Origin of the sequence: Bacillus andreraoultii, assembly GCF_001244735.1 — a bacterium.
GTDB classification, from domain to species: Bacteria; Bacillota; Bacilli; order Bacillales; family Caldibacillaceae; genus Caldifermentibacillus; species Caldifermentibacillus andreraoultii.
The window spans coordinates 24,760-38,000 of record NZ_LN868936.1 but is presented as its reverse complement, the minus strand read 5'-3'; the positions used below and the strand labels follow the sequence as shown (position 1 = coordinate 38,000).

Sequence of the window (13,241 nt, the reverse complement as noted above, 5' to 3'; positions counted from 1 at the left end):
TCGGAAATATAGCGGGGAACTTCGGGAATATAGCGGGGAACTTCGGGAATATAGCGGGGAACTTCGGAAAAAAGCCTCGGACTTCGGAAGTATAGCGGACAACTTCGGAAATATAGCGGACAACTTCGGAAATATAGCGGGGAACTTCGGGAATATAGCGGCCAACTTCGGAAATATAGCAGCCAACTTCGGAAAAAAGCCTCGGACTTCGGAAGTATATCGGCAACTTCGGAAGTATATCGGCAACTTCGGAAGTATATCGGCAACTTCGGAAGTATAGCGGCCAACTTCGGAAATAACTGCGGCAACTTCAAAAAAAACGGTTTCCTGCAATTTTTATCTTGAATTGGGCGTCTAGAACTCTTCTAGATGCCCGTTTCAAGCTTTTTCAGCGCGAATCGGTCGTCTACTCCTCTAGATGCCCATTTTCCTCTTTTTCAGCGCGAATCGGTCGTCTGCTCCTCTAGATGCCCATTTTCCTCTTTTTCAGTGTAAATCGGTCGTCTATTAACCTCCCAGACGATTATTTCCCCGAACTTCTTATCAATACAATAAATCCAAAACTCTTCTAAATGCCCGTTTCCCCAAATTACACTGCTTCGTTTAAATGCTGGTAATTTCCTAGTTTTCTTTATTAGAAGAACAGCAAACCAATCGCGATTGGAATAAAGCTCCATAGAAGAATAGTTACACAAAATCCCATAATATCCCTTACCTTTAGACCAGCAATAGCAAGAAGTGGAATGGCCCAAAACGGCTGTATCATATTCGTCCATGCATCGCCCCAAGCAACAGCCATTGCCGTTTTTGCTAAATCAACACCTAGAGCTTCGGCACCAGGAATCATAATTGGTCCTTGAACAGCCCACTGACCACCACCAGATGGGACAAAAATATTTAAAATCCCTGCACTAATAAACGTTAATAGCGGATACATAAATTCATTAGAAACACTAACAAACCATTCGGATAATTTCGCTGATAGGCCAGAAGCTACCATCATCCCCATAATCCCTGCATAAAAAGGAAATTGAACAATGATACCGCTTGCATTTTTCACTGCCCGATTCACACTTTCAAGAAAACGACGCGGTGTTTTATGAAAAATGATTCCTAGAAATAAAAAGATAAAGTTAACAATATTAATATTGAGGTCCAAACCATTTTTAATAAAATAATAGACAATGAATACGAGGCCCATTACCCCAATAAGTGTCGAAAGCACCCAACTATTTTCCATGCGAGTGGCAAATGTTTTTTCCCCTGAAGCTTGTTCTAGTTCACCATAAGTATTCTCATCTACACCAGGTGGTTGAATATCATTAACAGATGTACCTGACTTTAAAAGGAGGCGATTTAAAATGGGTAATGTGATTAGTAGTGCGATAACAATAAATAAATTATATGGACTTAACAAAGTTTTAGTAATAGGGATAACCCCTAAAATATCTTGTAAGAAATGTCCTTCTGTTGCGATTGTTAAAGGAATAGAACCGGATAATCCCCCATGCCATACAAGAAAACCACTATAAGCACTGGCAACGAGTAAGCGGTAATCGACGGTCGGCACTTTTTTTATAACATGTGTGGCGAGTAGGGCACCAACAACCATGCCAAAACCGTAGTTAATTAAACAACCAATTGTAGACACAACAGTAACTAAAACGACTGCCTGATTAGGTGTTGTTGCCAAATTACTTAAATTGATAAGTAAGTTTCGAACCAATGGACTTGATGCTAGGACATAGCCGGTTACAACAATCAATGTCATTTGCATTGTAAAAGCGAGTAAATCCCAAAAACCTGTACCCCAATATTCAGCCATTTGGATGGGTGAATGATCTGTAAAAATAATCCCAAGTAGAAAAACAATGAATGTAAGAATAATAGCAAATAAAAAAGCGTCAGGCAAAAATCTTCTTACCATTCGATCAAAAAAAGAAGTCATGGAACGAAGCAACTCAATCCCTCCCTACAAGTATTTAATCACTTCTTGTTAGGATATATATGTTTAGGAGGAGTTCGATATATCCTTTGTCGAAAAAATTACTATAACCAAATAATGGTAGATAGAAGGTTCTTCATTTATAGAAATAGGTGACTTTGGCTGAATACAGTTTTACAACATTAATAGTTTGACAATGTTATTAATTTTTAGTTATATTGTACTTAATAATAAAGTGCGATTTTTAAGAAGAATTGGTTAGAAGGTAGTTAATCCTTTTACCATTTTTAGTAAGCGCTTTATTATGGACAAAGGGGATAATATATTTTTAAAAGGGGGAAATTTTGTGAAAAAGAAGTTTTTAGCTTTATTTGCATTAGTCTTTGCCCTGTCACTCTTTCTAGTAGCTTGTGGTGGCAATGAGACATCGACTGGTGGAAAAAGTGAAGGGTCAAAAGAAGGAGAAACGACAAAAACGGAAAAACCGAAATTTCTAAGTATGTTAACAGGTGGAACAAGTGGTACATATTATCCGTTAGGTGGAGAAATTGCAAAAATGATTACGGATAAAACGGGTATTCAAACAGATGCAGTATCTTCTAACGCTTCAGCAGATAACGTACTTGCTTTAAGTAAAGGGGAAGCGGAAATTGCGTTTGTTCAAACAGATGTGATGGCTGCTGCTGTTGAAGGAATTAATGCCTTTGAAGAAAGTGGTAAAATAACGAATGTTTTAGCACTTGGATCCCTATATCCAGAAACTGTTCAAATTGTAACATTGGAGAAATCTGATATTAAGTCTGTCGAAGATTTAAAAGGGAAAAAAGTGTCCGTTGGTGCACCTGGTTCAGGAACATATATTAATGCCGAGCAAATTTTAGAAATTCATGGTATGACAATGGACGATATTAAACCTCAGAACTTAGACTTTGCTGAATCAACTGGTGGAATTCAAGATGGAAATATTGATGCTGCATTTATCACGGCTGGTACGCCTACAGGGGCAGTTGAAGGTTTATCTGCAACTAATCCAGTAAAAATTGTTCCAATCGCTCAAGATAAAGTTGATGCTTTAATCGAGAAATATCCATACTATGCAGCTGATACAATTAAATCTGGAACATACGGATTGAAAGAAGATGTAACGACAGTCGCTGTTCTTGCTATGCTTGCTGTTGTTGATAGTGTTCCAGAAGATACAGTTTATGAGATGACAAAAGCAGTCTATGAAAATGCAGATAAAATTACGCATGCAAAAGGTGAATATATTAAACTAGAAAATGCACTAAAAGGTATCGGTATTGATTTACATCCAGGTGCGGAAAAATATTTTAAAGAAGCTGGTGCTTTAACAGAATAATATATTTGAGTATTTTCAAGGGCAACGTTGTTTGAAATATTTTTATGCACAATTGAATACAATAACTATCTTTTAAGAGGCTGGCTATGATGGTGAAAATCCATACGCTACCAGTCTCTTCTTAATACTATAATTTTGGGATGAGTTAACGTGAAGAAGAAAAAAATCATGAACTTCATAATTGGTGTGCTTTTCCTCATTTTGTTTTTATCTTTATTTTTATCATTTCCAATAAAAAAGGCAGTCGTGTTTTATGAAAAAAATACAGATCAAATTACTGCCTATCTTCCAGTTAATGCGGGGGATACCTTTCAAATTATTTTCACTCATTCCATCCACTTAACCGATGTAATTGAAAAATACCGTGTTTTGCCTGACGACACAATTGAGGAATATGAATTTATATTTGAGGAGTTTGGGATTGGAATGCCGTCGAATGCAGAAGAGGGTCAAACTTTTGTCTACGAGGATGGAAAGTATCATATAAAAAATGTAGGAAATATTTTTCCATCGATGAAAATTAGGAATGGTGAAACGGTTTCCGAACATCGACTTGTGTGGGGAAAAAATGACGAGCACATTGTAAAATTTAATCATTACTTTCAACCAGGAAATTGGTACACCGTAAAAGTCGTTAATCTATCTTTATGGCAATCTATGAAAGGAGATGAAATACATGACTGAGAAAAATGACCAAATTCAGTTAACGGAAGAAGAACAAAGAGCATTAATGGAAAAATACGATGCTGAGTCAAGAACGAGAAATCTCACCGGTGTGATGTCGGGTGTAGTCCTTGCATTATTAATTGGCTTTTCCATTTTCCAAATTTATACAGGGGCCTTTGGAGAATATACCGCTTATATTCAACGAACTGTTCACTTAGGTTTTGCGTTAGTTTTAATTTTTCTCTTATTTCCGGCCAGGAAGAAGAGTCCACGTAAGAAAGTTGCTTGGTATGATTATGGTCTTGCATTACTAGCACTACTTGTTTGTAGTTATTGGCCGTTATATTATGATTCACTCGTACAAAAAATAGGCGGAATTAATACGACACAATTAATTATTGGAGGGATTGCGATCATTCTCGTGTTGGAGGCTGCGAGGAGAGTCGTAGGTGTACCATTAGTTGTCATTGCAGTTTTTTTCTTACTTTACGCTTTATACGGTCCATACATGCCTGGGATGCTTGCTCATCGAGGGTTAAGTTTAGAGCAATTAATTGATACGATGTTTTTTACGACAGAAGGAATTCTTGGAACACCACTTCAAGTTTCATCAACATTTATTTTCTTATTTATTTTGTTCGGTGCCTTCCTTGTTCAAACAGGAGTAGGAAATTATTTCAATGATTTAGCGATTGCTATTGCTGGTAAACGTACAGGAGGACCGGCAAAAGTTGCTGTATTTACAAGTGCATTGTCTGGGACGATATCGGGTAGTTCCGTTGCGAACGTTGTACAGACTGGTTCTTATACGATTCCACTGATGAAAAGTCTCGGTTATAAGAGGAACTTTGCTGGAGCGGTAGAGGCAGCTGCTTCTACAGGAGGGCAAATTATGCCGCCTGTTATGGGTGCAGCAGCGTTTTTAATGATTGAGTATGCAGGTGTTCCTTACATAGAAATCATTAAGGCAGCAGCAATCCCAGCGCTATTATACTTTACAGGGATTTGGATTATGACCCATTTAGAAGCTAAAAAGATGGGACTAAAGGGATTGCCAGCTGACCAAATACCACCAAAGATAGAAGTTTTAAAGAAAATATATTTGTTATCACCAATTATTGCGATTATCCTCTTTATGAATAGTGGGACGAGTATTTCTCGTGCAGCACTATATGGGATATTATTTACGATTGTCGTTAGTTTATTTAGAAAAGATACAAGAATTAATTTCTCGAAATTTATTGTTGCATTAACAGAGGGGGCGCGTTCAGCTTTAGGTGTTGCTTCTGCGACTGCTTGTGCAGGGATTATTGTTGGTGTCGTAACGAAAACCGGTCTAGGATTAAAATTAGGGAATGGAATTGTTGGTTTAGCTCAAACAATGACAAGCAATCCGGATGTATTATTACTATTAACACTGTTTTTCACAATGATCACGTCAATTATTATTGGGATGGGGTCACCAACAACAGCAAACTACATCATTACGTCAACCATTGCATTACCAGCAATATTAGCACTGAATAACCAATTAGAAGTAGCCGTTCCTGTCCTTGCTGCACATATGTTTGTGTTTTACTTTGGAATTGTTGCGGATATTACACCACCAGTTGCTCTCGCTGCGTTTGCGGCAACGGGAATATCAGGTGGAGAGCCAATTCGAACAGGGGTTAATGCTTCTAAACTTGCAATCACTGCTTTTATTATTCCCTATATGTTTGTATTACAGCCGGAGTTATTAATGATTGATACAACGTTTCTCGGAATTATTTGGATTATCTTTACCGCAGTAACGGGAATGGTAGCCATTGGTGCTGGATTAATCGGTTACTGGTATTTTAACTTAAATTGGATCGAACGGCTTCTTTCAGTCATTGTCGGTTTATTACTGATTTATCCAGAAGGCTTTTCTGATCTTATTGGTCTCATTGGATTTATTGCAATGATTGCTTACCAATTTATTTTTAAAAAGGGGAAAGGTACCGGAATGAAAGCTGAAGGAGCTAGTATGTAGGAATGAAGCATGTTTAGAGACAGTGCCACTCGTTGGTACTGTCTCTTATATGTTTTTTGTGAAACGAAAGAAGCCAGTTTTTTTAGCACCTGGCTTCTTTCGCTTGCTAATAAGAAGAGGCTGGGACAAAACTTCAGTAAAATAAAAATTAAGGCGTTGGAGCTTACACTAAAAAGTGTAGACCCAACGCCTTTTTTGTCACAATTCTAGTAAACAAAAAGGGCACCTTTTGATAAAATTAAAGTGACGAAACAATAATTTTGGAGGTGCCCTTATGTTTAAACATTATAACATGAATCAAGTAGTTTTACCGCTAAATTTAGAAATTAAGTTGAAAGAAAACGATATTGCTTTTGCGATCAATGATCTTGTCGAGAGTATTCCCGAAGAAGCTTTCGAGGACTTCATACGACAAACCGGCCGTCCCGCGTATCATCCTCGTATGATGTTGAAAGTCATTTTGTGTGGATATACGCAATCCGTGTTTTCCGGCCGTAAAATAGAAGCTTTATTACAGGATAGTATCCGCATGATGTGGCTGGCTCAAGGACATGAACCTAGCTATCGCACCATCAATCGCTTCCGTTCTAATCCACTCATTGAAAACATCCTACGTGAATGCTTTGTCCAGTTCCGAAATCAGCTCGTGGAAAAGGAATTGATTGAAGAGGAAGCCATTTTTATTGATGGTACAAAAATTGAAGCAAACGCAAATAAGTTCACCTTTGTATGGCGGAAGTCCATTGAAAGATATAGTGATAAGCTAATTGAAAAGTCCAATCAACTGTATGATGAGCTGCTAGAGAAGGAGATCATCCCAGCAATAGAGCGAGAAAAGGAAGAGGAACTTTCCGTCAAAGAAATGGAAGAAGTAGTCGAAAAGTTAGACGAGAAAATCGAGGAATATAATAAAAAGATTGAAGTATCTGAAGTTGGGAGTGAACGGAAAAAGCTCCGTTCCGAACGCAAATTACCCATACAATCTCGGAAGCAATGGATGGATTACATTACTCGCAAACAAAAGTATCAAAACGATATGGAGATTTTCGGTGATCGCAATAGTTACTCAAAGACGGACCCAGATGCGACGTTTATGCGCATGAAGGACGACTACATGAAGAACGGTCAATTGAAAGCTGGTTACAATGTCCAAATTGCGACGGAAGGTCAATATGTGCTCGCTTACGATGTTTTCCCAAACCCGACCGATACACGCACTTTAATTCCTTTTCTCGACACGATTGAAGAAAACTTTTTCGAGCTTCCGGAATTCATTGTCGCGGATGCAGGATATGGTAGCGAACAGAATTATGAAGATATCATCGAGAATCGAAATCGAACGCCACTTATTACATACAATCAATATCGAAAGGAGAAGAAAAAGAAGCATAAGGACAACGCTTTTCATGTAGATAATTGGGAATATAATGAGGACGAAGATACTTTTCTGTGCCCAAATGGTCGGAAAGTACGATTTAGCCATCATTCCAAACGAACAGACAGGTACGGATTCACCCGTGAATTTAAAGTGTACGAGTGTGAGGACTGTTCGGATTGTCCACTCCGCGATTTATGCACGAAAGCAAAAGAAGGGAACAACCGAAAAGTCTACATAAATGAAAAGTGGGAGTCCCAAAAAGAATATGTACGTACGAAGCTTTCAGACGAGAAAACTGGTGAAATTTACGGAAAACGTAAAATTGATGTAGAACCAGCGTTCGGTTTTCTGAAGGCTAATTTAGGTTTCACTCGTTTTTCCGTCAGAGGAAAACAGAAAGTGAAAAATGAATTAGCCTTTGCGTTGATGGCGGTGAATATGAGAAAAGTCACCGCCATCAGCGGTAAAATAGTGACGAGAAATGGAAAAACCCCACAAAAAAGGTTCCAAGCAAATTTTTTATTGCCTGGAACCTTTTTATATACTACTTTTGGCTAGTTATGTCCCAGCCTCTTCCTTGTGCGCTTAAGCGCGCAAGGAAGGATCTAGCAGCTACATCAAAGCTGAAAAATTCTATTTTGGGCGAACTCTAGTCTAAGATGCCCGATTTGCGGTGGAAATGGCTACGAAGGTCATCTAGAGCGAATACAAACGCCCAACTCATGGCTAATCGAATGGAAGTGATCATGAGCCACATCCACACAAGCACACCTAAATAATCCAACAATAAAAAACGGACAAGCCCATTCATACGAAGCTTGTCCATTGTGTTACCCTTATTAAAGGGTCAAAGAAGTGTGCTTTGTTCTATTCCTCTGTATCTGTCGAGAACATGTAGTTCTTATGGTAAAAACGAATACTAAAAATTAATCCCATGGCGAACATATTACCCATTAAGGAACTCCCACCGTAACTAAGGAAAGGTAGTGGAATCCCAGTAATAGGCAATACTTGAATCGTCATCCCAATATTTTGAAATACGTGGAATGCGGTCATACTAATAATCCCCGTACAAATATAAGAGTTAAATTGTGATTTCGTTTCTAGAGCAATCTTTATTAAATGATATACGAGTAAGAAGAATAAACTAATAACAATACTGCCACCGATAAAACCATACTCTTCAGCGATTAAGCTAAAGATGAAATCGGTATGTCGTTCCATAACATAGACTTCTTTTCCCATAAATCCTTTACCGAAAATTTCTCCAGAACCAATTGCTTGGAGTGAACTTAGTAAATGTAGCCCTTCATCAGAAGAATAGCTGTACGGGTCTAGCCATGCGTAAATTCGACCATATTGATAGGCACTTATATGATTTCGTAAAAATTCCGGAAAATATAACATAATTCCGATAATCGTTGCACCAATAGCAGCAACAGCAGAAAAGGTAGGAACGACAATTTTCCACGAAATCCCAGAAACTAGAATCATGCCAGCTGTTATAGCCATAAATACAAGTCCTGTACCTAAATCGGGCTGTTCCATAATAAAAATCAATGGTAATAGTGTCGTCAGCCCAATTTTTATTAAAAGCCAAAAGTCAGTTTTTAATGTTTTCACTGCATTCTTCTGATTATGGTCTGATATAAGACGACCGAGAGCCATAATTAGAAAAACTTTCATAAACTCAGATGGTTGGATACTACCAACATTAGGTATGATAAACCAACTATGCGCACCATTTCTTTCTGGAGCAATACACGTTTGACAATGTGGAGCTAAGGATAGAGCTAACAGTAATAAGATCCCAAATCCGTAAAAAACCCAAGATAATTTTTTGTATTGGTCGGGGTCAAAAATAAGCGATACGCCAATAATTACAGCTCCAACAATATACCACATCAACTGATCAAGCATGAAATTTTTTTCATATTGCCCAGAATTTTGAGCACTATAGATTCCAACCAAACTGATTATACAAAATAAAAATAATATAAATGCCAAGTTCCAATCGAAACGATCAGGGGCTTTTTTTTCATTTTCCATCATTTTCACCTTTTCACATTAAAAGAATCTCTTGAAAAACTATTATAGCATATAGGAAACACACTGTATGAGCATATTTAAATGTGCAATGATGATTTGCCTAAGTATGTTATAACACATAAATTCATTATAATCGATTTAATAAAAGTAGCAAAAACAAAAATTTGGTAACTATATGGAGTAGGGGGTGGTCTGTGATGTTAAGATGAAGTAGGCAACATGTTACAACCAAAATAAAAGGACCTACCCTAATAAATGGTTTCCGTTCGCGCTAAAGTAGATAGCGTACAATAGAAAGCAGCATTTATAGGAAAGCCCTTCTATCCTCACATTTAATGATTTTATATCATATTATATTCTGATTGCCTCTGTATTTGCAGGAGCAATTTTTATTGGTTGTACAGTATCTTCATTTCGATGATCTGTAACAATTTTTTTCACTTCGATATATTTAATATGGTGTTCTTCCATTTCCATAATCTTAAATTGGTAATCATGGTAAAGAATCGTATCACCTTGTTTAGCCTCAAAGTTCTCAGTTAAAAACCATCCGCCGATTGTATCGACATCTTCATCATCAATATCAAGGGATAATAAATTATTAACTTCACTTACTAAAACTTTACCATCAAAAATATAATGTTGATCCGCCATTTGACGAATTAATGGAATTTCATCTAAGTCAAACTCATCACGAATTTCTCCGACAATTTCTTCCACAATATCCTCCACGGTGACAAGTCCACTCGTACCACCATATTCATCAAAAAGAATGGCCATATGAATCTGTTCCTTTTGCATTTTAACAAGTAAATTATGAATTGGAATTGTATCAATGACCCGAATAATCGGTCGAATAAAAGATCGAACAGATTGTTTTGAGAAATCTTCTTTATTTATATAGGAAGTTAATAATTCCTTCATATTAATAAAGCCGACAATATGGTCTTTATCTCCGTCAATAACCGGGTAACGTGTAAACTTTTCAGTACGGGCAATGTTCAGTAATTTATCTGTGGAGTCATTTATATCAATGCTAACAATTTCTGTTCGCGGTACCATAATTTCTTTTGCAATTCGATTATCAAAGTCAAAAATTTTATTTACATACTTAAATTCTGACTGGTTAATCTCGCCATTTTTATAACTCTCACTTAATATTAAACGGAGTTCTTCCTCCGTATGAGCGCTGTCATTTCCTTTCATCGGTTTTAAACCAAAGGCTCTTGTTATGAGTCGTGCAGATCCATTTAAAACCCAAATAAATGGATACATCAATCGATAAAACCAAATTAATGGAGTAGAAACAAATAATGTAATTTGCTCTGCTTTTTGAATCGCGAATGTTTTTGGTGCTAATTCGCCTACAACTACATGAAGGAATGTCATGATTAAAAAGGCTATTGAAATCGTTAATATATGGGATGCAGAATCAGGAATACTAATATTTGTAAACAATTTTGAAAGTATAGATTCAAAAGTCGATTCTCCTAGCCAACCAATTCCTAATGCTGTAACAGTAATTCCAAGTTGACAAGCCGATAAATACTCATCAAGATTCGTAATGACTTTTTTAGCAGCAATCGCACTCTTTTTTCCCTTTTCAATATGTTGTTCTATTCGAGAATGGCGCACTTTAACAATAGCAAATTCGGAAACTACAAAAAACGCAGTGCAAGCAATTAAAATAGCGATGTAAATCAGGCCAACTATGTCGTCCAACCAAATCCCCTCCCCTAAATTGTAGGGTAGGGAGTTCACCTCCTAAAAGAATTAAAATCGTTTTTCTATCTATTCGTAGCCTGGCTGTAACTCGTCATTTTTACGAGGGCACATACCTCCCTTTTACATATATTGTACTATAAAAGAATGGCTTTTGTTAATGGTGTTAGGTGGAAACACGGTTGTCATTATGGAATAAATATACGCCACAGACAGTATATGTGTACGATTGTACTTTTATTTTTTGTGAAAAATGGATAAAGTGAAAAACTTATATTTACCTATATTATAGTTTTATAAATCGATAGAGTCAATCATTCATTACTTATTTTATTTAAATATTCAGATAAAAAAAACAAATTTTATTTTATTGTTCATATCCAAAAAATCACTCAAACATTTTCGTACTACATATGATACTTGTTTTTTTAAACAAGCCCCCTATCATATCTGTTTTTTACAACCTCAAAACTTAAAAATTGACCTTTTTGGGAGCTAATTATTTTATTTTATGAAAAATCATCATAAATCATGAGAAACAAAATGAGGGCTGCTATAGAAACAGCCCAAAAATAAATTATAATAATTTATCAAGGAATATTGTTGCGATTGTGAAGTAGGTTGTTAACGAAAAGATATCATTTAATGTAGTGATCAATGGACCTGAAGCAATGGCAGGGTCAATTTTTAATCGATAAAGAATGAGTGGAATGATAGTTCCAGCCAATGTTCCAATAATTAACGTTAAAAATAAGGAAAGACCTACGACAAGTCCAATGTAAATATTCCCCTGCCAGAAGTAAGCAATGAGTGAAATAAGAATACCACAAATAACTCCGATAATTGCACCGACGAAAAATTCCCGTAAAATAAGGTGGGAAATTGCCCTCCTATCTAAATCCTGTCCAGCTAATCCACGAACAACGACAGCAAGCGATTGCGTTCCTGTATTTCCTGTCATCCCAGAAATCATTGGCATAAAAAAGGCTAGTGCAACGACAAGGTCTAATGTCTTTTGGAAATGACTAATAATACTTCCGGAAAATAAGCCGATAAGAAGTAGTAAAATGAGCCAAGGTAATCTTCGCCAAGCTGCAACGCCTGCCTTTGTATCAAAATCAATTGCCTTACCTGATGCGGATAATTTCTCGATATCTTCATTTGCCTCACGAATAATAACGTCTAACATATCATCGAATGTAATAATTCCGAGTAATATATTGTTTTCATTCACAACAGGCAAAGCTAAGAAGTCATACCGTTCTAAAATTCGCGCGGCCTCTTCTTGGTCCGTATAGTCAGAAACAGATATAACCCGTTCAAACATTATATTTTTTATTTGATTATTAATATCCGCTAAAAGAAGATCACGATATGAGACGACACCAACAAGTTGACGACGTTCATTAATGACATAAAGATAGTTTATGGTTTCTGCATATTCGGCGAAGTTTTTTAATTTATCGACAGCATCCCGGACCGTATAATCATCACGAATCCATACAAAGCGGTTTGTCATAAGTCGTCCTGCTGTTTCTTCAGGATACTTCATAATATGCTGAACGATGGTCGACTCTTCATGTTTCATTTCAGCGAGAAGTGATTCTGTTTTTTCAGAAGGTAAATCATGAAGTAAAGATGCGAGGTCGTCGTTATCCATTAAGTTCAGGACTTCGCCTTTTTTATCGATTGTTAATTTATTTAAGATTTCAAATTGAAGATCTACATCTTCCACTTCTTGAATGACATCTGCTAATAAGTGGTTGTCCAGGTGGAATAAAAAACGTGTCTTCAGCTTATTTGGTAAGTCTTTATATAAATTAGCAATATCATACGGTTGTAATTCATCAATTAGTAAGGTAAGGTCATGGCGTTTGTTTTCTTTTAAGTATTTTACAACCGTAAGCAATAGTTGTTCTTCATTCATCATATTGTTCATGAAAAGATCCCTCCTCCAAACAGACTTTTTTAGGTCAATTGAGAAACCTTATTGTAAGTGGATATTTTTAGTTGAGTTTACGTCTAAGGTTGTTCAACTGACGTTTTCTAACTAGAAAGGCGGAATCAAAAGAGTCCAAATGCCAATACATCCAACATTATTATTTTC

9 protein-coding genes are annotated in these 13,241 nt (G+C 36.6%); 5 read left to right on the top strand and 4 right to left on the bottom strand.

Translation table 11 applies throughout. The features are described 5' to 3' along the window. On the top strand, positions 1 to 280 hold a 280-nt coding region (locus tag BN2144_RS20245; protein ID WP_033826940.1), incomplete at its 5' end, for a hypothetical protein. Between the two features lie 354 nt (positions 281 to 634). On the opposite strand, the gene BN2144_RS03470 is transcribed toward BN2144_RS20245, so the two are convergent. After that, positions 635 to 1,948, bottom strand: coding sequence for a short-chain fatty acid transporter (locus BN2144_RS03470; RefSeq protein ID WP_033826942.1), 1,314 nt, complete (start codon positions 1,946 to 1,948; stop codon positions 635 to 637). Positions 1,949 to 2,291: 343 nt separating this feature from the next. On the opposite strand from BN2144_RS03470, the gene BN2144_RS03465 reads away from it, so the two are divergent. From BN2144_RS03465 to BN2144_RS03445, 4 genes are all read left to right on the top strand, one after another. Then, entirely contained in the window at positions 2,292 to 3,305 is a 1,014-nt protein-coding gene (locus BN2144_RS03465; protein ID WP_033826939.1) for a TAXI family TRAP transporter solute-binding subunit, read from the top strand. A 150-nt stretch (positions 3,306 to 3,455) separates the two neighbouring features. Continuing rightward, positions 3,456 to 3,989, top strand: coding sequence for a DUF1850 domain-containing protein (locus BN2144_RS03460; RefSeq protein ID WP_033826938.1), 534 nt, complete (start codon positions 3,456 to 3,458; stop codon positions 3,987 to 3,989). Beyond that, positions 3,982 to 5,985 (top strand): TRAP transporter permease, encoded by a 2,004-nt coding sequence (locus BN2144_RS03455; protein ID WP_033826937.1) that lies wholly within the window; start codon positions 3,982 to 3,984, stop codon positions 5,983 to 5,985. The genes BN2144_RS03460 and BN2144_RS03455 overlap by 8 nt, the downstream gene beginning before the upstream one ends. A 274-nt stretch (positions 5,986 to 6,259) precedes the next feature. Further along, positions 6,260 to 7,921, top strand: coding sequence for an IS1182 family transposase (locus BN2144_RS03445; protein ID WP_230199692.1), 1,662 nt, complete (start codon positions 6,260 to 6,262; stop codon positions 7,919 to 7,921). Between the two features lie 309 nt (positions 7,922 to 8,230). Here BN2144_RS03445 and BN2144_RS03440 read toward each other — a convergent pair whose 3' ends face one another. The 3 genes from BN2144_RS03440 to mgtE form a co-directional block, all read right to left on the bottom strand. After that, positions 8,231 to 9,412, bottom strand: coding sequence for an FtsW/RodA/SpoVE family cell cycle protein (locus tag BN2144_RS03440; protein WP_033826935.1), 1,182 nt, complete (start codon positions 9,410 to 9,412; stop codon positions 8,231 to 8,233). A 351-nt stretch (positions 9,413 to 9,763) separates the two neighbouring features. After that, on the bottom strand, positions 9,764 to 11,134 hold the full coding sequence (locus tag BN2144_RS03435; protein ID WP_033826934.1) for a hemolysin family protein: 1,371 nt from the start codon (positions 11,132 to 11,134) through the stop codon (positions 9,764 to 9,766). A gap of 577 nt (positions 11,135 to 11,711) precedes the next feature. Continuing rightward, the gene (gene mgtE, locus BN2144_RS03430; protein ID WP_033826933.1) at positions 11,712 to 13,073 is read right to left on the bottom strand and encodes a magnesium transporter; all 1,362 of its coding nucleotides are present in this window, start codon (positions 13,071 to 13,073) and stop codon (positions 11,712 to 11,714) included. Positions 13,074 to 13,241 lie beyond the last annotated feature (168 nt).